Raw genomic sequence first — 23038 nt, 5'->3', positions numbered from 1 at the left:
TGGGAAGCCGCGGGTAAGAGGTGGTGAGAGGGACGCGATCCGGCCGCACCGGCGCGGCCGATACGCTAGGGGTGTGACGTTCCCGGTAGTCGGCATGGTCGGCGGGGGGCAGCTCGCGCGTATGACGCACGAAGCGGGCATCCCGTTGGGCATCAGGTTCAAGCTTCTCAGTGACACCCCTCAGGATTCCGCGGCGCAGGTCGTCAGCGATGTCGTCATCGGCGACTATCGCGACCTGGACACGCTGCGCGCGTTCGCGCGGGGCTGCGATGTGATCACCTTCGATCACGAACATGTACCCACCGAGCATCTCAGGGCCCTGGAGGCGGACGGCATCCCCGTGCGCCCCGGGCCCGACGCGCTGGTGCACGCCCAGGACAAGGGCGTGATGCGGGCGAAGCTCGACTCGATCGGCATCCCGTGCCCACGGCACCGGATCGTCGAGGATCCGGAGGATGTCGCCCGGTTCGCGGCGGAGGGCGACGGCTTCCCCGTGGTCCTCAAGACCGTCCGCGGCGGCTACGACGGCAAGGGTGTGTGGGTCGTGGACTCCGTCGAGGAGGCCGCCGACCCGTTCCGGGCCGGGGTGCCGGTCCTCGCCGAGGAGAAGGTCGACTACGTCCGCGAGCTGGCCGCCAACGTCGTACGCTCCCCGCACGGCCAGGCCGTCGCCTACCCGGTGGTGGAGTCCCAGCAGGTCGACGGCGTCTGCGACACGGTCATCGCGCCCGCGCCCGGTCTCGACGAGGCGCTGGCGCTGAAGGCCGAGCGGATGGCCCTGACCATCGCCAAGGAGCTGGGCGTCGTCGGCCATCTCGCGGTGGAGCTGTTCCAGACCCGCGACGGCCGCATCCTCGTCAACGAGCTGGCGATGCGCCCGCACAACTCGGGCCACTGGACCCAGGACGGCGCGATCACCAGCCAGTTCGCCAACCATGTGCGGGCCGTGCTGGACCTGCCGCTCGGCGACCCGCGCCCGCGTGCCCGGTGGACGGTCATGGCCAACGTCCTCGGCGGCGACTTCCCGGACATGTACTCCGCGTACTTGCACTGCATGGCCCGCGACCCCAAGCTCAAGATCCATATGTACGGCAAGGACGTGAAGCCCGGCCGCAAGGTCGGTCACGTGAACACCTACGGCGACGACCTGGACGACGTGCTGGAGCGCGCCCGTCACGCTGCCGGCTACCTGAGAGGGACGATCACCGAATGAGCCCGGTCGTAGGCATTGTCATGGGGTCGGACTCCGACTGGCCCGTCATGGAGGCCGCCGCCAAGGCACTCGACGAGTTCGAGATCGCCTACGAGGTCGACGTCGTCTCCGCGCACCGGATGCCGCGCGAGATGATCACGTACGGCGAGCAGGCCGCCGACCGCGGCCTGAAGGTGATCATCGCCGGGGCGGGCGGCGCCGCCCACCTGCCCGGCATGCTCGCCTCGGTCACCCCGCTGCCGGTCATCGGCGTCCCGGTGCCGCTGAAGTACCTGGACGGCATGGACTCGCTGCTGTCGATCGTGCAGATGCCGGCCGGTGTCCCGGTCGCCACGGTCTCCGTCGCCGGTGCCCGCAACGCCGGTCTGCTCGCCGCCCGGATGCTGGCCGCGCACGACGAGGAGCTGCTGCACAAGATGCGCGACTTCCAGCAGGACCTCAACGACCAGGCCACCGAGAAGGGCAAGCGGCTGCGCTCCAAGGTCGAGGGCGCGGGCAGCGGCTTCGGCTTCGGGAAGTGACCGCCGTGGCAGCTCTGGACCAGGCCCGGGCCCTGCTGCGCGAGTTCCCGGTGGTCGACGGCCACAACGACCTGCCGTGGGCGCTGCGCGAGCACGCCGGGTACGACCTCGACGCGCTCGACATCGCCGGGCACCAGCACGAGCGCCTGCACACCGACCTGCCCCGGCTGCGCGAGGGCGGGGTCGGCGCGCAGTACTGGTCGGTCTACGTGCCCGCGGAGCAGCCCGAGCCGGTCGCGGCCACCCTGGAGCAGATCGACTGCGTCCGGCAGCTGCTGGCCCGCTACGCGCAGGACCTGGCGCCCGCGCTGACCGCCGCGGACATGGAGTCGGCGCGGAAGGAGGGCCGTATCGCCTCCCTCATGGGGGCCGAGGGCGGCCACTCCATCGCCAACTCGCTCGGCACCCTGCGCGGCCTGTACGCGCTCGGGGTGCGCTACATGACGCTCACCCACAACTCCAACGTGGACTGGGCGGACTCGGCGACCGACGAGCCGGGCGTGGGCGGCCTGTCCGGCTTCGGCCGCGAGGTGGTCCGGGAGATGAACCGGCTCGGCATGCTGGTCGACCTCTCGCACGTGGCGGCGACGACGATGCGCGACGCGCTGGACACGTCACAGGCTCCGGTGATCTTCTCCCACTCCTCCGCCCGCGCGGTCTGCGACCACCCCCGCAACGTCCCGGACGACGTGCTGGAGCGGCTGCCCGCCAACGGCGGCATGGCGATGGTGACCTTCGTACCGAAGTTCGTGCTCCAGGCGGCCGTGGAGTGGACGGCCGCGGCCGACGACAACCTGCGCGCCCACGGCTTCCACCACCTGGACACCAGCCCCGAGGCGATGCGGCTGCACCGCGCCTTCGAGGAGCGCGTGCCGCGCCCGGTGGCCACGGTGTCGACGATCGCGGACCATCTGGACCACATGCGCGAGGTGGCCGGCATCGACCACCTGGGCATCGGCGGCGACTACGACGGCACGGCCTTCACCCCGGACGGCCTGAACGACGTCTCCGGCTACCCCAACCTCCTCGCCGAACTCATCGACCGGGGCTGGTCCAGGACCGACCTGGCCAAGCTGACCTGGCAGAACGCGGTCCGGGTGCTGGGCGCGGCCGAGGACGTCGCCCGTGACCTTCAGGCCACGCGGTCGCCGTCCAACGCGACCATCGCGGCGCTGGACGGCAGCCCCGCCTGACCGGCCAGGGCGGGGTAGTCGTTGTAGCCCTCGGCCCCGCCCACGTACATGAAGTACCGGTCCCGGACCGGGTTGAGCGGGGCGCCGAGCCGCAGCCGGTCGACCAGGTCCGGGTTGGCGAGGAACGGCCGGCCGAGGGCCACCAGGTCGGCGCCGGCCGCCCGCATCTCCCGCGCCGCCCGGGCGACGGCCCCGGCGGACAGGTCGGTCAGGTCCGGGTTGCCGATCAGCACGCCGGGCCAGTCGGCGCGGATCCGCCGGTACCAGGCCGTGCCCGGGTCCGAGCGGACCAGGTGCAGATAGGCGAGGTCCAGCCCCCGCAGCCGGTCCAGGAGCGCGGCGTAGAGGCCCTCGGTGTCCTCCTCCCGCACCCCGTTGACGGTGCTCGCGGGGGAGATGCGGATGCCCACCCGGTCCGCGCCGATCGCCTCGGCCACCGCCTCGGTCACCTCCGCCGCGAACCGCACCCGCCGCTGCACCGGGCCGCCGTAGCCGTCGCGCCGGCGGTTGGTGTTGTCCGCGAGGAACTGGTGCAGCAGCATCCCGTTGGCCGAGTGCACCTCGACCCCCTCGAAGCCCGCGTCGCGCGCCCGCCGGGCGGCGGCGGCGAAGTCGGCGACCGTGGCGCGGATGTCGTCGGCGGTCATCTCCCGGGGCGCGACGGCCGGCCGGTGCCCGTCCGGCGTGAAGATCGTCTCCGGCAGCGGGACGGGGGAGGGCGCCACCGGGGTGAGACCGCTGGTCGCCGGATGGCCCACCCGGCCGCCGTGCTGGAGCTGGAGGAACATGCGCCCGCCGGCCGCCCGCACCGCGTCGGTGACCCGGCGCCAGCCCGCCACGTGCCGGTCGGTGTGGACGGCGGTGATGTTCGGGTACGTCTGCCCGACCGCGTTCGGTGTCGAGCCCTCGGCGACGATCAGCCCGGCCGAGGCGCGCTGGGCGTAGTGCGTGACCATCAGGTCGGTCGGGGTGCCGTCGGCCTCCGCGCGGTTGCGGGTGAGGGGGGCCATCACCAGGCGGTTGGGGAGTTCCAGCGCGCCGAGGCGGGCCGGGGCCAGGAGGTCCGTGGAGTCCATGGAGTGCGTTGTCTGCGGCATGGCCGCACGGTAGAACTTGACACTGATGTCAGATTCAAGTCCTCGGGCGTGGAGGTGACGGCATGCGCATCGGTGAACTGGCCCGGCGCACCGGCGTGAGCGAGCGGTCGCTGCGCTACTACGAGACCCAGGGCCTGCTCGCCAGCGAGCGCACCCCCGGCGGCCACCGCGACTACCCGGAGCGGGCCGTCGACCGGGTCATCCGCATCCAGGAGCTGTACGCGGCGGGCCTGCACAGCGACAGGATCCGCCTGCTGCTGCCCTGCATGCGCGACGAGGACGGCGGCCCCTCGGCGATCGCCACCCCGCGCCTGGTCGAGGACCTCACCGCCGAACGCGACCGCATCGACCGCATGATCGCCGACCTCCGGCGCTCCCGGGACACCCTGGACGAGGTCATCCGCACGGCCCGCAGATCCTGACCGCGGTACCCCCGAACGCCCCACTCATCAGGAACATCCCCTCGGCTCCATGCGACCGTGGGCGGTACGCCAGCCACCTACGCCGTAGCTCACGACCGACGTAGCCCCACGACGACGTACGGAGCCCCCATGGCCGACCTCCAGGACGACATCCCCTCCACGACCGAGGTCGGCGAGGACGACGGCCTGCCGGACGACCCCTTCCCGCCGGGGCCGGCCGGCTCGGCCGAGGCCCTGGACCGGGCGCACGCCCTCCTCGCCGCCCACCCGGTCGCCGACGGCTACAGCGGCCTGCCCTGGGCCCTGCGCCATCTGCCCTGGTACGACCTGGAGCTGGGCGAGGCCGCCATCGACACGGACGTGCCGCGGATGCGCGAGGGCCATGTCGGCGCCCTGTTCTGGTCGCTGCACCTGCCCGCCGAGCCCGGCGAGCCCGACAGCGCCGGAGGCGGCGAGCGCGCGACGGCCGCCACCCTGGAGCAGCTGGACCTGGTCCGCTCGGTGATCGAGGCCCACCCGGAGGGGCTGCGCCTGGTGCGCACCGCCGGCCAGGTCATCGACGCCCGCAACTGCGGCCGGGTCGCCGTGGTGCTGGGCCCGGCGGACGGCACCGCGCTCGGCGACTCCCTCGGCATCCTGCGCATCCTGCACGCCCTCGGCCTCCGGGTGCTCACCCTCGCCGGCACCGCCTGGGCGGGCCAGGCGGGCCTGACCCGGTTCGGCGAGGAGGTCGTCCGGGAGATGAACCGGCTCGGCGTGCTCGCCGACGTCTCCGGCGCCTCGCACGCCACCGCCGAGCGGACCGTGGCGCTGTCCAAGACACCGGTGCTGTGCACCCGCTCCGCCGCCCGGGTGCTGCGCCCGCACCCCGCCAACCTGCCCGACGACCTGCTCACCGCGCTGGGCGCGGCCAAGGGCCTGTGCATGGTGCCGCTGACCGCCGAGCAGACCGGCCCGACCGTCCAGGACGTCGCCGACCACCTCGACCACGTCCGGGACGTGGCCGGCCCGGAGTGCGTCGGCCTGTCCGGCACCTATGACTCCGGCGCCGTGCACCCGCGCGACCTCGCCGACGCCTCCCGCTACCCCCATCTGATCGCCGAGCTGCTCCGGCGCGGCTGGTCCGAGACCGAGCTGTCCCTGCTGACCTGGGGAAACGTTCAGCGGGTGCTGCGCAGCGCGGACTTCATGGCCCGCGCCGCCCAGCACCGCAGAGAGGCCTCGACGGCGAAGATCACCGAGTTGGACCAGCCCTGAGCCGTCAGGAGGTGCAGAGGCAGAAGGGGTGCCCCACGGGGTCCGCGTACACCCGGAAGGTGCGCTCGCGGTCCGCGGTGTCCAGCGGACGCGCCCCCAGCTCCAGCACCGCCTTCTCGGCCGCGTCCAGGTCCGGCGCCACCAGGTCCAGGTGGAACTGCTGGTCGCCGTCCGGTCCGGGCCAGCGCGGCGGCACGTACTGCGGAGCCTCCTGGAACGCCAGCGTCGGCCCTCCCGGCACCTTCAGCTCCACCCAGTCCCCCTGGCCCTCGGGGGTGCCGCCGAGGACGGCGGCGTAGAAGCCGGCCAGCGCCCGTGGGTCGGGACAGTCCAGCACGACGACACCGAATGTGGCGAGAGCCATGACTACCTCCTCGTGTTGCGTGGACGTGGTGCAGAATGCGGAACGACGCCGGTTCGGCCGACTGAGCCTCGGCCGAAACGGCGTCACCCTGCCGTGCGGTCAGGCGGTGGGGCGGCCCATCGCCCGGTAGGTCCAGCCGGCCCGTCGCCACAGCTCCGGGTCGAGGGTGTTGCGCCCGTCCAGGATCAGCCGGTCCGCCGCGACCTCGCCGAGCGCCGCCGGGTCCAGCTCGCGGAACTCGCGCCACTCGGTGAGGTGGAGCACGACGTCCGCGCCGCGCACCGCGTCCAGCGCCGAGTCGGCATAGCCGAGGGTCGGGAAGACCCGGCGGGCGTTGGTCATGCCCTTGGGGTCGTACACGGTCACCTGGCCGCCCTGGAGATGGATCTGCCCGGCCACGTTGAGCGCGGGCGAGTCCCGGACGTCGTCCGAGTCGGGCTTGAAGGTGGCGCCGAGCACCGCGACCCGCTTGCCGAGGAAGGAGCCGCCGCCCAGCGCCTCCCGGGCCATCTCCACCATCTGGCCGCGCCGGCGCATGTTGATGGAGTCGATCTCGCGCAGGAAGGTCAGCGCCTGGTCCGCGCCCAGCTCGCCCGCCCGCGCCATGAACGCCCGGATGTCCTTCGGCAGACAGCCGCCGCCGAAGCCGATCCCGGCGCGCAGGAACTTGGCGCCGATCCGGTCGTCGTGCCCGATGGCCTCCGCCAGCCGGGCCACGTCACCGCCCGCGGCCTCGCACACCTCCGCCATCGCGTTGATGAAGGAGATCTTGGTGGCGAGGAAGGAGTTCGCGGCGGTCTTCACCAGCTCGGCGGTCGGGAAGTCGGTGACGACGAACGGCGTGCCCTCGCCGACCGGCGTCGCGTACACCTCGCGCAGCAGCTTCTCGGCCCGCTCGCTGCGCACACCCACCACGATCCGGTCCGGGTGCAGGGTGTCCTGCACGGCGAAGCCCTCGCGCAGGAACTCCGGGTTCCAGGCCAGCTCGGCGTCGCCGCCGGCCGGGGCGTGCTCGGCGAGATAGGCGGCCAGCCGGTCCGCGGACCCGACCGGCACGGTCGACTTGCCGACCACCAGGGCGGGGCCGTGCAGATGCGGGGCGAGGGAGGCGATCGCGGAGTCGACGTAACTCATGTCACAGGCGTACTCGCCGTGCTTCTGCGGGGTGTTCACGCACACGAAGTGCACATCACCGAAGGCGCCGACCTCGGCCCAGTCGGTGGTGAACCGCAGCCGCCCCGACGAGCCCTCGATCCCCGCCACATGCCTGCGGAGCAGCTCGTCCAGCCCCGGCTCGAACATCGGGGTCTCGCCGCGCTCCAGCAGAGCGATCTTCTCCGGTACGACATCCAGCCCCAGCACCTCGAACCCCAGTTCGGCCATGGCCGCGGCGTGCGTGGCGCCGAGATAGCCGGTGCCGATCACGGTGATCTTCAGGCTCATGGGTGCTCCAGAACGGGTACGTCGGTGATGCGGAGCCCGAGCATAGTCGGGCCGCCCACCGGGCAATTTCCCCGCTGTCACCAAGCTCACGTAGGCGTCCCCCGGGCTGCCCTCTAAAATTTGAGTTACTTAACGGTAATTAGCGTCATCACTGCGTCAGTATCACTGCGTCTTTGGAGCGTGAGAGACCTTGGCCGGATCGGCTGACTTCGACCTGTACCGCCCGTCCGAGGAGCACGACATGCTCCGCGACGCCGTCCGCTCCCTGGTCGAGGCGAAGATCGCGCCGTACGCCACCGCGGTGGACGAGGAGGCCCGCTTCCCGCAGGAGGCCCTGGACGCCCTGGTGGCCAACGACCTGCACGCCGTGCACGTCCCCGAGGAGTACGGCGGCTCCGGCGCCGACGCGCTCGCCACGGTCATCGTGATCGAGGAGGTGGCCCGCGCCTGCGTCTCCTCCTCCCTCATCCCCGCCGTGAACAAGCTCGGCTCGCTGCCGGTGATCCTCTCCGGCTCCGAGGAGCTGAAGAAGAAGTACCTGGGTCCGCTCGCCAAGGGCGACGCGATGTTCTCGTACTGCCTGTCCGAGCCGGAGGCGGGCTCGGACGCCGCCGGCATGAAGACCAAGGCGGTCCGCGACGGCGACCACTGGATCCTCAACGGCGTCAAGCGCTGGATCACCAACGCGGGCGTCAGCGAGTACTACACCGTGATGGCCGTGACGGACCCGGAGAAGCGCTCCAAGGGCATCTCCGCCTTCGTCGTCGAGAAGTCCGACCCGGGCGTGTCCTTCGGCGCCCCGGAGAAGAAGCTCGGCATCAAGGGCTCCCCGACCCGCGAGGTCTACTTCGACAACGTCCGCATCCCCGCCGACCGCATGATCGGCGAGGAGGGCACCGGCTTCATGACGGCCATGAAGACCCTGGACCACACCCGCATCACCATCGCCGCCCAGGCGCTCGGTGTCGCCCAGGGCGCCTTCGACTACGCCAAGGGCTATGTCCAGGAGCGCAAGCAGTTCGGCAAGGCGATCGCCGACTTCCAGGGCATCCAGTTCATGCTCGCCGACATGTCGATGAAGATCTCGGCCGCCCGCGCCCTGACCTACCAGGCCGCCGCCGCCTCCGAGCGCGGCGACGCCGACCTCACCTACCTGGGCGCAGCCGCCAAGTGCTTCGCCTCGGACGTGGCGATGGAGGTCACCACCGACGCCGTCCAGCTCCTCGGCGGCTACGGCTACACCCGTGACTACCCGGTGGAGCGCATGATGCGCGACGCCAAGATCACCCAGATTTATGAGGGCACGAACCAGGTCCAGCGGATCGTGATGGCCCGCAACCTGCCGTAGGGCCGGACCGGCTCCTCCTCGGTGCGCCTGGTGACCGGTCGGTCACATGCGGCGCGGGGCCGGGGGACGTAGGACGGAAGCACACGGGACCCGTCCCGGGTCCCCGCCTCCGAGGAGGAGCCATGACCCAGTCCGGAATGATGCCCGCCCTGACCCGGCAGATGCAGGACTGCATCGAGGCCTGCATGAACTGCCACAACATGTGCGAGGAGGCCATGAGCTCCTGCATGCAGCAGGGCGGCCAGGCGCAGATGCAGGTCATGCGCGCGCTCATGGACTGCTCCGAGACGACCCGTATGTGCGCCGACATGATGATGCGGCGCTCGCCCATGTCCGGCGACATGTGCGCCATGTGCGCGAGGGTCTGCGAGATGTGCGCCGAGGCGTGTATGTCCATGCCCGACGACCAGATGATGATGCGCTGTGCGGAGGCGTGTCGCCGCTGCGCGGAAACCTGTCGCGCGATGGCGGGCGCGAGCATGTGAGCCCGGCCCGCTGAGGCCGGCGGCCGAGGGCACCCGCTCCGGGCGCCCTCGGTCCCGCCGCAGCCGTCAGGTGCCGGAGACGGTGACCTTCTGGTCGTTCTTCAACTCGTCCACCAGCGTCTTCACCTTCGCCTTGTCCCAGACGAGGTTGCCGCCCGTGGAGCCGGAGATCGGCATGTTCATCGAGGTGCCGTCACCGCCGCTGACGCCCTTCATCGCCCAGAACATCGAGGCCAGGTCCCACAGCGACATGTCCTTGTCGACGATCAGCGAGTCCAGGCCCGCGCCCATCACCGGGTAGAACTTGAACGGGTTGAGGATCGTCGACGGCGTGGCCACCTGGTGGGCCAGCGCGGACAGGAACTTCTGCTGGTTCTTGGTGCGCTGGAGGTCGGAGGCGGCGAAGGCGTGCCGGGTCCGGACGAACGCGAGCGCCTGCTGCCCGTTCAGGGTCTGCTTGCCCGCCTTGAAGTCGGCGCCGGACCACTTGTCCTTGAAGGCGTGGTCGATGGTGATGTCGACACCGCCGACCGCGTCCACGATGTTCGCGAAGCCCTGGAAGCCGATCTCCACGTAGTGGTCGATGTGCAGACCGGTGTTGTACTCGATCGTGCGCACCAGCAGGGTCGGGCCGTCCTCGGCGTAGGCCGCGTTCAGCTTCTCGTGCCGGCCTCTCGCCGGGTAGACCTTCCCGGACGTCGAGCCCTTGTACGACGGGACCTCCACGTCCGAGTCGCGCGGCAGCGAGACCAGCGTGTCGCCGTTGTCGCCGACGTGCAGGATCATCATCGAGTCGGTGCGCTTGCCCTCGGCGGCGCCGGTGTGCAGCTTCTTCTCGTCCGCCCTGGACATGCCCTCGCGGCTGTCCGAGCCGACGATCAGGTAGTTGGTGCCCGAGCCGCTCTCCGGGCGGTCGATGACCTTGGACAGGTCGACCTCGCGGCGCAGCTTGGAGTCGGCCCAGAAGTAGGTCGCGACCGAGGTGACGACCAGCACGGTCGCCAGCGTGATCGCCGTCCACTTGATCCGGCGCCGCCAGTTCGGCGCGGGCCGCGCCGCCCGGCCCGGCGCACCGGCCGGACCGCCGGGACCGCGGCCGCCGGGGGCGCCGTAGACCTGACCGGTGTTGTAGCCGCTGTCGAAGCCGGTGCCCTCGTCATAACCCTGGCCGTCGGTGTACGACGGCTGCTGCGGGACTCCGGCGCCGTACGGCGGCGCGGAGCGGCCGGGGCCGCCGTACGCCGAGCGGGGGCCGGGCGGTACCGCCGGACCGCGCCGCACCTGACGCATCACCTGGGCGCCTTCCGGCTGTGCGCCGGCACTGCCGCGTCCGTAGCGGGGGTCACGGTTGTCGTCGGACCATCCCTCGGGCCAGTCATTCATGGGCCCCAGTGTGCCGGGCCGCTCCAGGTGCCTTACAAGGCCTGTCGGAAAATAGGGTCGGCGCTGTTGCCAAGCTGACACAAATTCCGCGAATGTCGCTTCGGCATAAGGTGGAGGGCATGACAGACCAGGCCACGGGCGCGGAAACAGACATCCCGGGCAAGCCCACGTCCGCCTCGCGCACCACCCTCAGCCACATCATGACCCACAACGACACCAACCTGCTGGGGACGGTGCACGGCGGTGTGATCATGAAGCTCGTCGACGACGCGGCGGGCGCCGTGGCCGGCCGGCACTCCGGCGGTCCCGCCGTCACCGCCTCCATGGACGAGATGGCGTTCCTGGAGCCGGTCCGCGTCGGTGACCTGGTCCATGTGAAGGCCCAGGTGAACTGGACCGGCCGGACCTCCATGGAGGTCGGCGTCCGGGTCCTCGCCGAGCGCTGGAACGAGTCCGCCCCGCCCACCCAGGTCGGCTCCGCCTACCTGGTCTTCGCGGCCGTGGACGCCGACGGCAGGCCGCGCCGGGTCCCGCCGGTCCTCCCGGAGACCGACCGCGACCGCCGCCGCTACCAGGAAGCCCAGATCCGCCGCACCCACCGCCTGGCCCGCCGCCGCGCCATCCGCGAACTGCGGGAGAAGCGCACGGCAGAGGGCTACGAAGAGTAGGGCCGCCCCTGAGGGGCGCGCTGTCGTCCCGCTGCGGCTCGGCACGGCGCCCCGGCCGGCACACGGTGCGGCCGCGCCTCGCCGCCGCGCCTCGCCAGCTCTGGCCGGCACCCCGCCTCGCGCCACACGCGGCCGCTGCCGCGGAGGGCCAGGAGGGGCAGGGCAACCCCTTCAGGGCCGCGCCCTGTGTCTCCTGTGCGGCCTCGCCTCGCCGCCGGGTCTCGCCAGGGTGGCGCCCCGGCCGGACCACCGCCTCGCGCCACACGCGGCCGCTGCCGCTGGGCGGGGGGGGCTAGGGGGACGCCCCCCGACCGCGCCCCGTCGTAGACGCTCAGCACACCACTTCGCTGCCCCGGACCACGCTCTGCTGGGGTTGGGCGGGGTCTTCGTAGTGGATCGGGCGGACCGCCTTGAAGTCGGTGCCGATCGTCGCCTTCAGGAGCGGGCCCTGGCCCGGTACCGCGCGCAGCTCGCTGCCGGGCAGGGCCGCAGCCAGGGAGCGGGCGGAGCGGTCCCAGCGGGGGTCGTAGGAGATCACGGTCCGCTTGACGTCGCGCACCGGCGCGGTGACCGGCCGGTGCGTGGTGGCGAAGCCCGCCGCCGCGAGCGCCGCGTCGGCCCGCTTGGCCAGCCCGGCCGTCGGCGTGCCGTTCGCCAGCTGCACCCGGACCTGCCGCGGGTCCACGTCCACCGGCACCGGGGCCGGGCCGCGGCGCGGCGGCGCGGTGACGGCGAGCGGCTTGTCGTCGCGCAGCGCCTGGAACAGCTGGTCCGCCTTGGCCTGGTCCCACTTCAGGGTGGAGCCGACGCCCTTCACGTCGTAGTTCATCTGCGCGATCGGCACGGTGGCGAACTCGGACGAGGACGGGGAGAAGTTCCGCATCGCCCGGCCGAGGTCGAGCAGCTCGTCGGTGCCGAAGCCCTCGTCCGCCCGGACCGAGCCGAGCACCGCCCGGGTCACGTCCCGGAACCTCATCGGGTTGAGCAGCACCCCGGAGGAGGTCGTCTTCTCGATCAGCGCGGCGAGGAACCGCTGCTGCCGCTTCATCCGGCCCAGATCGCTCGCCCCGTCCACATGCCGGGCGCGCACGTACTGGAGCGCCTGCCCGCCCTGGAGGGTGTGGGTGCCGGCGGAGAGGTCGAGTCCGGTGAACGCGTCCTTCAGCGGGGTCGCCGTGCACACGTTCACCCCGCCGAGCACGTCGACCGTCTTCATGAAGCTGGTGAAGTCGACCTCCAGATAGTGGTCGATCTTCACATGGGTCATGTTCTCCACGGTCCGGATGGTCAGCTGCGGGCCGCCCTCCGCGTAGGCCGCGTTCAGCTTGAGCGGATGCGCCCCGTACCGCCGGCCCGTCGACGGGTCGACATGCGCGGGCACCTCGGCGTAGGAGTCGCGGGGCAGGCTCACCACGGTGGCCCGCTCCCGGTCCGCGGAGATGTGCACCAGCATCATCGTGTCGGTGCAGTGGCAGGGCTCCCCGCCCAGGTGGTAGGCGCGCCGCAGCTGCTCGGTGATCTTGTCTCGGCCGTCGGTGCCGACCAGCAGGACGTTCATGCCGTGGCCCGCGCGGGGCCGGTTCTTCATGTCCTTGAAGGCGTCGACGCGGGCGATACCCGCGTCCAGGCTGGTGACCACCGCGTGCCCGATCCCGGCGGAGGCGAGCACCACGACGGACAGCGTGGTCAGCGCCCGCATCGCCCAGCGCGGCCGTTTCGGCGGCCGGACCGGCCGCACCGCCCGCTCGGGCGGGCGCGGCACCCGGCGGGGCGGCTGCGGACGGCGCTGGGGACGCGCGGGGGAGTGAGGGGGGCTGGGCACAGGGGGACTCCTCCGGACGAGGCCGAACGTGGGATCCGTGAGCACGGTAGGCCGATACGACCTTCATCCCGCGTCACGCCCCCGGCGGCGCGCACCGCTGTCCCCCGTTCGCGGTAACGTGAGCGTCCTATGAACGCCAAGCCCGACGTGCGGCTCCCCGCTGTTTCCGTGATCATGCCCGTCCTCAACGAGGAGCGGCATCTGCGCGGGGCCGTCCAAGCGATCCTCGCGCAGAGTTACCCCGGCGAGATGGAGGTCGTCATCGCCCTCGGTCCGTCCACGGACCGCACGGACGAGATCGCCGCCGAGCTGGTGCACGAAGACTGGCGCGTCCACACCGTCCCGAACCCGAGCGGCCGCACCCCCGCCGCCCTGAACGCGGCGATCAAGGCCTCCCGGCACCCGATCGTGGTCCGCGTCGACGGCCACGGCATCCTCTCGCCGAACTACATCGCGACCGCCGTACGGCTCCTGGAGGAGACCGGCGCGCAGAACGTCGGCGGCATCATGCACGCCGAGGGCGAGAACGCCTGGGAGGACGCGGTCGCCGCCGCGATGACCTCGAAGATCGGCGTCGGCAACGCGGCCTTCCACACCGGCGGCGAGGCGGGCCCGGCGGAGACGGTCTACCTGGGCGTCTTCCGCCGCGAGGCCCTGGAGCAGCAGGGCGGCTACAACGAGGAGTTCATCCGCGCCCAGGACTGGGAGCTGAACTTCCGGATCCGCGAGGCGGGCGGCCTGATCTGGTTCTCGCCCGAGCTGAAGGTGTCGTACCGGCCGCGGCCCTCCGTGCGGGCGCTGGCCAAGCAGTACAAGGACTACGGCCGCTGGCGGCATGTCGTCGCCCGCTACCACGCCGGCTCCATCAACCTGCGCTACCTCGCCCCGCCGGCCGCGGTGTGCGCCATCGCCGCGGGGGTCGTGGTGGGCGCCGCCCTGACGCCGTGGGGCTTCGTGATCCCCGCCGGCTATCTGGCGGCGATCACGGCCGGCTCGGTCCCGGCGGGCAAGGGCCTGCCGCTGAAGGCCCGGCTCCAGATCCCGGTGGCCCTCGCCACCATGCACATGTCGTGGGGCTGGGGCTTCCTGACCAGCCCGAAGTCCCTCGCCAAGCGGGTCATCGCCTCGCGCCGCCCGGCGGTGCTCAGCTCCTGACCGGCCATCGGGGCCCCTGTCCGCGCCGTTCGCGCCGGACAGGGGCCCCGATGCCGTTCACCACTGGTAGGGCCCGTACACGTCCATGCACTGGCCGCGGTCCGCGCCGTTGATCGAGTCGGCGTTCTTCGGCAGGTCCCCGGCCTTCGGCTTGGACTGCTTCGGATAGCTCGTCCCGGTGCGCCAGTCCGCGCCGACGACGACCGTCACCCCGGACACCCCGGTCGACTGCTTCACCGCGCTCAGCGGGATGCCCAGCGCCTTGGCCACCGCCTGGGCGTCGCCCTCCAGGTCCGCGCTCGGATACTGCACGACCGTGGTGTCCACGGACTGCGCGACGGAGGTGTCGGACGTGGCCCGCGGGTAGCCCTTCTGCGCCAGTGCCTGGCTGATCGCCAGCGCCCGGTGCGGCACCGCGGCCTGGTCCGCGCTCTGTGTGGCGTTCTGCACCAGCACGCCGAGGCGGGCCGGGTCGGTCGACGGCGTCTTGGCGGCGGCGCCGGAGTCCTTCTTCCCCTTCGACGCGTCACCGCCCTTGCCGTTCTTGTCGAGCGGGACGTCGTCGTGCAGCATCTGCCACAGCTGGTCGGCGTCGGCCTTGTCCTCGATGACGTGCGCCTTGTTCTGCGGATCCTCGAGGTTGGGCATCGTCACGGACGTGATGCGGTCGGACGGCACCGACTTCATCTCCATGCCCAGGTCGTACAGCTTCTTGACCGTGCCGATCTCCTCGGACACCTTCAGCGACTTGGTGGCCGCCTCGGCCAGGTCCATCAGACGCCCGGTGTCGGTGAAGACGTTCTGCTGTTGCAGCGTGCGCATCATCGAGTTCAGGTACATGTGCTGGGCGCGGGCCCGCATCAGGTCGCTGCCCCAGGCGTGCCGGGTCCGCAGCCACTGCAACGCCTGGACGCCCTTGACCTTGTGCGTGCCGGCCGTCAGCTTCAGCCCGGAGCCGCCGGGCTGGTCGGGCGTCGGGTGGTCCCACACGTTCTGCTTCACACAGACGTCGACCCCGCCGATCGCGTCCGCCATCTGCACCACACCGGAGAAGTCGATCATCATCCAGTGGTCGATGTAGACCTTGGTGAGGTTCTCCCAGGTGGACAGCGTGCACGCGGCGCCGCCCCGGGCCAGGGTGGTGTTGATGATGTCGTTCGTCGCCGGGTAGGACTTGCCCGTGTCGGGGTTCTTGCACGGCGGGATGTCGACGCGGGTGTCGCGGGGGATGCTCACCATGGCGGCGCTCTTGCGGTCCGCGGACAGGTGGATGAGGATCTGCACGTCCGCCAGCGGCGGGCTGCCGACCTGCTTCTTGCTGCCGCCGAGCTTCACGTTCTCGGCGGTGTTACGGCTGTCCGAGCCGATCAGCAGGATGTTCAGCGGGGTCTGGCCGGCCGCGTTGGGCGCGGTCTTCTGCGCCTTGGAGTCGCCGGCGCTGCGCGCACCCTTGCGGATGTTGGCGTTGAGGTGCTGGTAGTACAGGTAACCGGCGCCGGCCGTGCCGAGTATGACCACCGCGAGGACGGTCGCCGACCAGCGCAGGGTGCGTCGTCGGCGGCGTCTCCGGTCGGCCTTCCCGCCGCCTCTGCGCCGCCCGCCACCGTGCCGGCCGGAGCCTTCCTTCGTGTCCGGTGTCTGCGATGCGGGCGACGTCCTGTCGCCCATCGCGGGAGCCTCCTCCCGCACCTCGCTCTGCGCCAAACTTCCTGCCCTCCCCACCCTTGCGCCCACCCGCGCGTTCAACGCGACGGGCCCGTCTCGTCACGAGTTAGACGCACGACGGGCCCGTTGGGTTACCTAGGAAGCGCACTTAACCTCGTCGGCCGTGGACTTGTCGACCTTCGGTGCCTTCGCGGCGGAGGTGAGCGGCACACCGGCGCCCTTGAAGTCCTTGCCCAGCGTCAGCGTCATCGCCGGCAGCCCCTGGGAGTTGGTCACACTCCGACCCGGTGTGAGCGCCGAGCCCGGCAGGCCCATCAGCGCGGCCAGCTCCCGTGCCTGCGCCGCCTGGTCGGGCGCGTACTCCAGGGTGGTCCTGCTCAACTGGTCCGGCGCGTTGCCCGCGTTCTCCGACTTCAGCACGCCCTCGTCGTTCTGGAGCCAGCCGAGCACCGCCTGTGCGCTGCCGGCCGTCGCCCCGCCGTTGAGGACGCGCACCCGCACCTCGGAGGGCGCGGACCTGGTCCCCTTGAGCCGGGCGGCCTGAGCGTCCTTCGCGGCCTTCTGCTTCCTCTTCACCTCGGTGAGGGAGACGTCGTTCTTGATGGCGTCGAAGACGGCCGGGGCCTGCGCCTGGTTGACGACCACCGTCGCGTGGACCTTCTCGGCGGGGTTGTCGACCACCGGGACCGTGGTGAAGCTGATGTGCTTCGGCGGCACCTTCTTCAGCTCCAGCGCCACGTCCTTGAGCGTGCTGACACTGCGGATGCCGGTGTCCACGGTCAGCGCCTTCGTGGCCGCCTCGGCCAGGTCCAGCAGCTTCGACGGGTTGGTGAGGGTGTCGCTGGAGGACATCTTGCGCATCAGGGAGCCCAGGAACTGCTGCTGCGCCTTGATGCGGTCCAGGTCGCCCTGGTTGCCGAAGCTGTGCCGGGTGCGCACGAAGGCCAGCGCCTGCTCGCCCTCGACGACCGACTTGCCGGCGGGCAGATGGAGGTGGGACTGCTTGTCGTTCACCGGGTGGGTGACACACACCTCGACGCCGCCGACCGCGCTCGTCAGCGTCTTCACCGCGTTGAAGTCCGCCATCATGAAGTGGTCCACGTGGATGCCCGTGACCGCCTCGACGGTGCGCATGGTGCAGCCCGGGTCGCGGCCGTCCTGGCCGAGGCTGGTGTTGAACCGCACCCCGTCCGTGCCGGGGATCACCTTGGTGCTGCCGTCCGGCTGCTTCGTCGGGCAGTCCGGGACGTCCACGATCAGGTCGCGCGGGATGCTCAGCGCGGTCGCGTTCGTCCGGTCCTTGGCGACGTGCAGCAGGATGTTGGTGTCCGCGTGGCCGACGGAACCCTTGTCGCCGTAGCCCTCGTTGCCCTTCCCGGTCCGCTTGTCGGTACCGATGATCAGGACGTTGAAGGCCTCGTCCTTGCTGAAGCCCTTGGAGCCCGCGTCACCGACGTCGATCGTGGAGACGTTGCCCTCCAGGTGCTTGATGTAGAGGTAGCCGGCGGTGCCGACGGCGACCAGCACGAAGGCCGTGCCGCCCGCGGTCCACGCCAGCACCTTCCCCCACCGGGTCTTCTTCTTCACCGGCCGCCGGCCGCGCCGCCCGGGCGCCGTCTCCGGCTCCGCGCCCCGCCGCCGGGAGGACCGCGGCGGCGGCACGTCCCCTGGGCGTACCTGCCGCATCTCCCGGGTCCCGCCGGCCTTCGCGTCGTCCCGGCGGCGCCGCGCGCCGTCGCCCGGCGCGTCCGGTCTGCGCGGGGAGGGGACCGACGACCGGCCGGGCGACTGCGGTGCGGAAGGTCCCAGTCGCAGTTCGTATTCGCCGGTGTTCGGATTGAGTACCCACTGGTCTGCGGGGTCGATGTTCTCCGCCCGCCCACGGCCTTGCGCGTCCACGGTTGTCCGAATCCTCCGTCGGGGCCACGCGGCGCCTTCCCCCTCAAAGGCGCTCGGGTCTCGGTGAATCAGTGCACGACCCCAGGACGGACCTCGTGGCCGGGTGCACCGGATCGCTCACACTATCCGCCCAGTTCAGCGTCAAGCGACGCCGGTGACAAATTAACCCTTCCTACAACTGGGCAATCCGCCTCATTTTCTGAACACACTTACGGCTCGGGGGCGCGCTTCACTCACAGGTGTGCTCGGCGGCGGTGTTCCCCCGGAAGGTGGGCGCGGGCGAGGGCCCGCTCTTGCCGTCCCCCTGCCCGCCCGCGCCGTCCTGCTTCTGCCGCGTCACCACCACCGGCTGGTCCGCCCGCAGCCGCTGGAACAGCGCCTCGGCCTCCGGCTCCACGAGCTGGTCGCGGTTGGTGTCGTAGACGTACGACTCCCTCGGCACCGTCAGGAACTGCACCCGCTCGGTCGGGATGTCGCGCAGCCCGCGCACCAACTGGTACAGGCCACGCAGACTCGCCAGATCCGGGTCGGTGGTGAGCGAGGAGGTCGCCGCGTCCAGCACCGGATACAGCTTCGCCGGGTTCAGCAGGACGTCGTCGCTCTGCACCTTGTCGACCAGGGCGCCGAGGAAGCGCTGCTGACGCTCCATCCGCTCGGTGTCGCTGCCGTCCCCGAGCGACTTGCGGGCCCGTACGAAGCCGAGCGCCTGCTCGCCGTCCAGCAGCACCTTCCCCGCGGGCAGCTTCAGCCGGGCCGCCTTGTCGTCGATGGGCTCCTTCAGGCACACCTGCACCCCGTCGACGGCGTCGACCATCTCCTTGAACCCGCGGAAGTCCACGACCACGTGGTGGTCGATCCGGATGTCCGTCAGCTTCTCCACGGTCCGGATCGTGCACGCCGCCCCGCCGAGCGCGAAGGCCTGGTTGAACATCGCGAACGCCGGCTCGGTGCGGCTGCCGTCGGTCTGCCGGCAGCCCGGTATGTCGACCATCAGGTCCCGGGGCAGCGAGACGGCGGTGGCGCTGCGCCGGTCGGCGGCCAGATGCAGCAGGATCGCGGTGTCCGACCGCTCGCTGCCCAGGTCCCGCCCGTACTCGTCGTTGCCCTCCCCGGCCCGGGTGTCGGACCCGATCAGCAGGATGTTCTGCGCGCCGCGCACCAGCGCGGTGGGCCGCTCCTTGTCGTACCGGGCCAGCTCGGCGGCGGCCGCGTCGTCGGCGGTGATGTTGCGGTCGAGCTTGGCGTAGAGCGCCCAGCCGGTCCCGCCGGCGGCCACGACGAGTACGGCGGCACCGAGCGCGGTACCGCGCACCCACCGCCGCCGGCGCCGCCGCGCGAGCCCGTCACCGGTGGCGGAGGAACCGAGCCGGGGACCGAGGGGCCTGCCCACGCTGTCGGTCACGGCACGGTCCCCCTAACGGTCGTACGAGCGTCAAAAGCCCTGCCCTTACGACGATGGCCGGGCAGGGCGCCCCAGGGCGCCCTGTACTACTCCGACCGGGGGACCCCCGCCCCTCTGATCAGCGGCGCACCACGGTGACCTTCTCGGTCTCGATCCGCTGGGCGAGCCGGTCCTCGTCCAGCCGGTCCAGATGCCGGCACAGCACCACGGACCCGCCCGTGGCCAGCGGCCCGAACAGTCCCGCGTTCAGGCCGTCCCAGGTGTCGTACGGCAGCCCGGACAGCAGCCGGGAGCCGGGCCCGGCCAGCTCCAGCGACGGCGCCTCCGCCCGGGCCCGCTGGACGACCTCCGCCCCGCTGAACTCCCGCCCGGCCACGATCAGCGCGGGCTCGTCCGGATCCACCGGCGCGAACGGCACGAACCGGTCCCCCTGCCCCGGCACCTCCACGGCGTAGTCGGCGAACCCCTCCGGAGGCCCCTGCGGGAACCGCCCGCCCAGCGGCCGCAGCGCCAGCGCGACCCGCTCGCCGCGGCAGGCCCGCGCCGCCTCGAGGGAGTCCGGACCGCTCACCACCACGTCCGCCGCCGCCGGATCCCCGGCGACATCCGCGACCGCGCCCACCGAGGCGCACGCGAGCAGCCACACCGCCGTCTGCCAGTGCGCCGGCAGCAGCAGCGCGACCCGGTCGCCGGGGCCGGCGGCGAGGTCGCCCTGGAGGAGGTTCGCGGTCTTGGACACCCAATTGGCGAAGGTGGCCACGGACAGTTCGACGCGTTCGCCCGTGGCGTCGTCGTAGAAGGTCACCAGAGGGCGGCCGGGGTCCGCGGCGAGCGCGGAAGCCAGCAGGTCGGCGGGGGTGCGATCGGTGGCGTTCACCCGGCACAGGGTACGCGCGGGCCGGGACGCGCGGGCGCGCGGCGGGCCACCGGTTCGGCGGAGCGCCGTCCGACGGTCCGTCAGTTCACCGATGGACAGATTTGTCTGACTATGTCCAAGATCATAACCATGCGTGGATTCCTGACCTCCTCCATCGGCGTCACCACGGTCGCCGCGGCCCTCACCCTCCCTCTGGCCGTGCCCGCGACCGCCGTGACCACCGTGCCCGCCCGCCCCGCCGCCGGTGCGAGCCCCGCCGAAGCCGCGATCCCGGGCCACACCCAGTCCCTGCCGCTGCTGCCCCGCTCCCGCACCCGCGCCCTCGGCACGGCCCCGGAACAGGGCCTGTACCGCGCCGAGGTGGAACGCTTCGCACTGGTCGGAGTCGTCTGGGACGACCCGGACACCGAACTGCACGGCCGGGTCCAGGTACGCACCCGTTCCGTGGCGACGGGCCGCTGGTCCGGCTGGCAGGACGTCGAGACCGACAACGCCGACCACGGCGCCGACCCCGGCACCGCGGAACGCACCTCGCGACGGGTGCGCGGGGCGACCGCGCCGCTGTGGGTGGGCGAGTCCGACGGAGTGGACGTACAGGTCCGCGCGGGCGGCGGCACACGCGTCCCCGGCAGCCGTGCGGCGACGCCGCCCCCGCTCCCCTCCGGACTGCGCCTGGAACTCGTCGACCCCGGCGACGAGGCCCTCCCCGAGGGCGCACCGGCCGACGCGCCGCGCACCGGACTGCACACCGACGCGGCGCGCGCGGCCTCCGCCGCCAACACCGACATCACTGAGTTCGGCGCCCTGGAGATCCCGGAGCTGAGCCGGTCGGCCACCGAGAGCGAACTCGCCCGCCTGGAAGGGGTGGTGCGGGCGAAGCCGTACATCGGGCCACGGCCGCGCATCGTCACCCGCCGGGGCTGGGGCGCGAACGAGTCACTGCGCGAACCCGGGTTCGTCTACACGAAGAAGGTCAAGGCGGCCTTCGTGCACCACACCGCCTCGGGCAACAAGTACACCTGCTCCCAGGCCCCCTCCGTCATCCGCAGTATCTACCGCTACCACGTCACGAGCATGGGCTGGCGGGACATCGGCTACAACTTCCTCGTCGACAAGTGCGGAACCATCTACGAGGGCCGGGCCGGCGGAGTGGCGAAGGCCGTCCTCGGCGCGCACACCCTCGGTTTCAACACCAACAGCATGGGCATCGCCGTCATCGGAACCTACGGCGCCACGAAGCCGTCTAACGCGGCGGTGACGGCGATCGCCCGGCTCACCGCCTGGAAACTCGGCCTCTTCGGGGCGAATCCGCGCGGAAAGACATACCTGACGTCGGGCGGTGGCAATCTGTACCCGAAGGGGAAGAACGTACGACTGAACGTGATCTCCGGTCATCGGGACGGGTTCGCCACGGAATGCCCCGGCAAACGGCTCTATGCCAAGCTCGGCTCGGCCCGCGCCGACGCGGCGCGGTACCAGGGCCGCTGAGCCGGCCGAGCCACGGGGCGCACGCCGTCGCCAGGGAGCCGGAGTCGGGGGGCTCCGGCTCCCATCCGTCTAAACTGACCGCCCGAGACGCATGGCAATGTGGCGGTAACAACTGATTCGAGCGGTCCCCGGCAGGAAGCAGAGACGACAGGTGACAGAAGCGATCCTCCTGGTCGGCGGCAAGGGCACCCGGCTGCGACCGCTCACGGTGCACACCCCCAAGCCCATGGTGCGGGCCGCCGGAGTGCCGTTCCTCACCCATCAGCTGGCCAGAGCGAGAGCGGCGGGCGTGGAGCACATCGTCCTCGCGACCAGCTATCTGGCCGAGGTCTTCGAACCCTACTTCGGCGACGGCGCCGCGCTCGGCCTGCACATCGAGTACGTCACCGAGGAGGAACCCCTCGGCACCGGCGGCGCCATCCGCAACGTGGCCTCCCGGCTGCACTCCGGCCCCGACGACCCGGTCCTCGTCTTCAACGGCGACATCCTCACCGGGCTCGACATCAGGGCCCTGGTCGACACCCACGAGTCCACGGGCGCGGACGTCTCCCTGCACCTGACGAAGGTCACCGACCCGCGCGCCTACGGTCTGGTCCCCACCGACCCCTCCGGCCGCGTCCTCGCCTTCCTGGAGAAGCCCCAGACGCCCGAGGAGATCGTCACCGACCAGATCAACGCCGGCGCGTACGTCTTCCGCCGCTCCCTCATCGACATGATCCCGGCGGGCCGCCCCGTCTCGGTGGAGCGCGAGACCTTCCCCGGCCTGCTCTCCGCCGGCGCCCACCTCCAGGGCATGGTCGACTCCACCTACTGGCTGGACCTCGGCACCCCGGCCGCCTTCGTCCGCGGCTCGGCCGACCTGGTCCTCGGCCGCGCCCCGTCCCCGGCGGTCCCCGGCCGCTGCGGCGACCGCCTCGTCCTTCCCACGGCCAGGGTGGCGCCGGGCGCGAAGCTGACCGGCGGCACGGTGGTCGGCGAGGGCGCGTTCGTGGCCGAGGGCGCGACGGTCTTCGGCTCGACCATCCTCCCCGGCGCCGTCATCGAACCCGGCGCCGTCATCACCGACTCCCTGATCGGCTCCCGCGCCCGCGTCGGCGAACGCTCCGTCCTCACCGGCACGGTGGTCGGCGACGACGCGATCGTCGGCCCCGACAACGAACTCCACACCGGCGCCCGCATCTGGTGCAACGCCCAAATCCCAGCGGGAGCGGTCCGCTTCTCCTCGGACCAGTAGGGGTCCCTGCGGGGCGGGGGGGGGCGCGTCTTCGAGTGCGGCTGGGTGGGGGCTGATCGCGCAGTTCCCCACGCCCCTAACGGGGCGCTCACAGCCGCGGGC

The 23038-nt window shown here is 71.8% G+C and carries 20 protein-coding genes; 11 read left to right on the top strand and 9 right to left on the bottom strand.

The genetic code is table 11. From position 1 onward, the window contains the following. Window positions 1-73 precede the first annotated feature (73 nt). The 3 genes from ACZ5CZ_RS26745 to ACZ5CZ_RS26735 are packed head-to-tail and all read left to right on the top strand — an operon-like array spanning window position 74 to window position 2927. Window positions 74-1213, top strand: a complete 1140-nt coding sequence (locus ACZ5CZ_RS26745; RefSeq protein ID WP_385844851.1) for a 5-(carboxyamino)imidazole ribonucleotide synthase — start codon at window positions 74-76, stop codon at window positions 1211-1213. Then, entirely contained in the window at window positions 1210-1734 is a 525-nt protein-coding gene (gene purE, locus ACZ5CZ_RS26740) for a 5-(carboxyamino)imidazole ribonucleotide mutase (protein ID WP_385844850.1), read from the top strand. Before ACZ5CZ_RS26745 ends, purE begins: the two co-directional genes overlap by 4 nt. 5 nt (window positions 1735-1739) lie before the next feature. Next, a complete protein-coding gene (locus ACZ5CZ_RS26735) occupies window positions 1740-2927 on the top strand; it encodes a dipeptidase (protein ID WP_468946663.1) in 1188 nt (395 codons plus the stop codon). Here ACZ5CZ_RS26735 and ACZ5CZ_RS26730 read toward each other — a convergent pair. Beyond that, window positions 2867-4024 (bottom strand): oxidoreductase, encoded by a 1158-nt coding sequence (locus tag ACZ5CZ_RS26730; protein ID WP_468946660.1) that lies wholly within the window; start codon window positions 4022-4024, stop codon window positions 2867-2869. The genes ACZ5CZ_RS26735 and ACZ5CZ_RS26730 overlap by 61 nt on opposite strands. 62 nt (window positions 4025-4086) lie before the next feature. On the opposite strand from ACZ5CZ_RS26730, the gene ACZ5CZ_RS26725 reads away from it, so the two are divergent. Beyond that, window positions 4087-4446: a MerR family transcriptional regulator gene (locus ACZ5CZ_RS26725; RefSeq protein ID WP_385844847.1), complete on the top strand. Its 360-nt coding sequence runs from the start codon at window positions 4087-4089 to the stop codon at window positions 4444-4446. A gap of 129 nt (window positions 4447-4575) precedes the next feature. Next, the gene (locus tag ACZ5CZ_RS26720; RefSeq protein ID WP_467546836.1) at window positions 4576-5703 is read left to right on the top strand and encodes a dipeptidase; all 1128 of its coding nucleotides are present in this window, start codon (window positions 4576-4578) and stop codon (window positions 5701-5703) included. A 4-nt stretch (window positions 5704-5707) separates the two neighbouring features. Here the strand turns inward: ACZ5CZ_RS26720 and ACZ5CZ_RS26715 are convergent, their stop codons facing one another. Both ACZ5CZ_RS26715 and ACZ5CZ_RS26710 read right to left on the bottom strand, forming a co-directional pair. Beyond that, window positions 5708-6067: a VOC family protein gene (locus ACZ5CZ_RS26715; RefSeq protein ID WP_467546838.1), complete on the bottom strand. Its 360-nt coding sequence runs from the start codon at window positions 6065-6067 to the stop codon at window positions 5708-5710. 99 nt (window positions 6068-6166) lie between these two features. Continuing rightward, a complete protein-coding gene (locus ACZ5CZ_RS26710) occupies window positions 6167-7510 on the bottom strand; it encodes a UDP-glucose dehydrogenase family protein (RefSeq protein WP_385844844.1) in 1344 nt (447 codons plus the stop codon). Between the two features lie 190 nt (window positions 7511-7700). Here ACZ5CZ_RS26710 and ACZ5CZ_RS26705 point away from each other — a divergent pair, with 190 nt between their 5' ends. Continuing rightward, window positions 7701-8858, top strand: coding sequence for an acyl-CoA dehydrogenase family protein (locus ACZ5CZ_RS26705; RefSeq protein ID WP_385844843.1), 1158 nt, complete (start codon window positions 7701-7703; stop codon window positions 8856-8858). A gap of 122 nt (window positions 8859-8980) precedes the next feature. Beyond that, window positions 8981-9343: a four-helix bundle copper-binding protein gene (locus ACZ5CZ_RS26700; RefSeq protein ID WP_385844842.1), complete on the top strand. Its 363-nt coding sequence runs from the start codon at window positions 8981-8983 to the stop codon at window positions 9341-9343. Window positions 9344-9409: 66 nt separating this feature from the next. Here the strand turns inward: ACZ5CZ_RS26700 and ACZ5CZ_RS26695 are convergent, their stop codons facing one another. Beyond that, window positions 9410-10726 carry an LCP family protein gene (locus ACZ5CZ_RS26695; RefSeq protein WP_468946654.1) on the bottom strand — a complete coding sequence of 439 codons (1317 nt, stop codon included), beginning with the start codon at window positions 10724-10726 and terminating at the stop codon, window positions 9410-9412. Window positions 10727-10818: 92 nt separating this feature from the next. On the opposite strand from ACZ5CZ_RS26695, the gene ACZ5CZ_RS26690 reads away from it, so the two are divergent. Continuing rightward, window positions 10819-11394, top strand: a complete 576-nt coding sequence (locus ACZ5CZ_RS26690) for an acyl-CoA thioesterase (protein ID WP_385844840.1) — start codon at window positions 10819-10821, stop codon at window positions 11392-11394. 331 nt (window positions 11395-11725) lie between these two features. Here the strand turns inward: ACZ5CZ_RS26690 and ACZ5CZ_RS26685 are convergent, their stop codons facing one another. Continuing rightward, window positions 11726-13216 (bottom strand): LCP family protein, encoded by a 1491-nt coding sequence (locus tag ACZ5CZ_RS26685; RefSeq protein ID WP_468946650.1) that lies wholly within the window; start codon window positions 13214-13216, stop codon window positions 11726-11728. A 129-nt stretch (window positions 13217-13345) separates the two neighbouring features. Here ACZ5CZ_RS26685 and ACZ5CZ_RS26680 point away from each other — a divergent pair, with 129 nt between their 5' ends. Next, a complete protein-coding gene (locus ACZ5CZ_RS26680) occupies window positions 13346-14371 on the top strand; it encodes a glycosyltransferase family 2 protein (RefSeq protein ID WP_468946647.1) in 1026 nt (341 codons plus the stop codon). A gap of 57 nt (window positions 14372-14428) precedes the next feature. On the opposite strand, the gene ACZ5CZ_RS26675 is transcribed toward ACZ5CZ_RS26680, so the two are convergent. The 4 genes from ACZ5CZ_RS26675 to ACZ5CZ_RS26660 form a co-directional block, all read right to left on the bottom strand. After that, a complete protein-coding gene (locus ACZ5CZ_RS26675; RefSeq protein ID WP_385844838.1) occupies window positions 14429-16039 on the bottom strand; it encodes an LCP family protein in 1611 nt (536 codons plus the stop codon). A 132-nt stretch (window positions 16040-16171) separates the two neighbouring features. Further along, a complete protein-coding gene (locus ACZ5CZ_RS26670) occupies window positions 16172-17935 on the bottom strand; it encodes an LCP family protein (protein WP_385844837.1) in 1764 nt (587 codons plus the stop codon). Window positions 17936-18164: 229 nt separating this feature from the next. Then, window positions 18165-19337 (bottom strand): LCP family protein, encoded by a 1173-nt coding sequence (locus ACZ5CZ_RS26665; RefSeq protein WP_468946644.1) that lies wholly within the window; start codon window positions 19335-19337, stop codon window positions 18165-18167. Between the two features lie 118 nt (window positions 19338-19455). After that, window positions 19456-20214, bottom strand: a complete 759-nt coding sequence (locus tag ACZ5CZ_RS26660; protein ID WP_468946642.1) for a TIGR03089 family protein — start codon at window positions 20212-20214, stop codon at window positions 19456-19458. A 129-nt stretch (window positions 20215-20343) separates the two neighbouring features. Between ACZ5CZ_RS26660 and ACZ5CZ_RS26655 the strand changes: the two genes are divergently transcribed. Next, on the top strand, window positions 20344-21702 hold the full coding sequence (locus tag ACZ5CZ_RS26655; RefSeq protein ID WP_468946639.1) for a peptidoglycan recognition protein family protein: 1359 nt from the start codon (window positions 20344-20346) through the stop codon (window positions 21700-21702). Between the two features lie 151 nt (window positions 21703-21853). Continuing rightward, window positions 21854-22936: a mannose-1-phosphate guanylyltransferase gene (gene manB / locus ACZ5CZ_RS26650; RefSeq protein ID WP_385844833.1), complete on the top strand. Its 1083-nt coding sequence runs from the start codon at window positions 21854-21856 to the stop codon at window positions 22934-22936. Window positions 22937-23038: the final 102 nt, after the last annotated feature.

The sequence above is a fragment of the Streptomyces sp. NPDC031418 genome (genome assembly GCF_055581605.1).
This window is presented reverse-complemented; position numbering and strand designations above follow the sequence as displayed.

Excerpts from the sequence above, each read along its gene's own strand:
- ACZ5CZ_RS26655 (WP_468946639.1), top strand. The coding sequence starts at position 20,344 with ATGCGTGGATTCCTGACCTCCTCCATCGGCGTCACCACGGTCGCCGCG.
- ACZ5CZ_RS26715 (WP_467546838.1), bottom strand. The coding sequence starts at position 6,067 with ATGGCTCTCGCCACATTCGGTGTCGTCGTGCTGGACTGTCCCGACCCA.
- purE (WP_385844850.1), top strand. The coding sequence starts at position 1,210 with ATGAGCCCGGTCGTAGGCATTGTCATGGGGTCGGACTCCGACTGGCCC.
- ACZ5CZ_RS26725 (WP_385844847.1), top strand. The coding sequence starts at position 4,087 with ATGCGCATCGGTGAACTGGCCCGGCGCACCGGCGTGAGCGAGCGGTCG.
- ACZ5CZ_RS26710 (WP_385844844.1), bottom strand. The coding sequence starts at position 7,510 with ATGAGCCTGAAGATCACCGTGATCGGCACCGGCTATCTCGGCGCCACG.
- ACZ5CZ_RS26695 (WP_468946654.1), bottom strand. The coding sequence starts at position 10,726 with ATGAATGACTGGCCCGAGGGATGGTCCGACGACAACCGTGACCCCCGC.
- ACZ5CZ_RS26700 (WP_385844842.1), top strand. The coding sequence starts at position 8,981 with ATGACCCAGTCCGGAATGATGCCCGCCCTGACCCGGCAGATGCAGGAC.
- ACZ5CZ_RS26690 (WP_385844840.1), top strand. The coding sequence starts at position 10,819 with ATGTCGCTTCGGCATAAGGTGGAGGGCATGACAGACCAGGCCACGGGC.
- ACZ5CZ_RS26730 (WP_468946660.1), bottom strand. The coding sequence starts at position 4,024 with ATGCCGCAGACAACGCACTCCATGGACTCCACGGACCTCCTGGCCCCG.
- ACZ5CZ_RS26675 (WP_385844838.1), bottom strand. The coding sequence starts at position 16,039 with ATGGGCGACAGGACGTCGCCCGCATCGCAGACACCGGACACGAAGGAA.
- ACZ5CZ_RS26680 (WP_468946647.1), top strand. The coding sequence starts at position 13,346 with ATGAACGCCAAGCCCGACGTGCGGCTCCCCGCTGTTTCCGTGATCATG.
- ACZ5CZ_RS26720 (WP_467546836.1), top strand. The coding sequence starts at position 4,576 with ATGGCCGACCTCCAGGACGACATCCCCTCCACGACCGAGGTCGGCGAG.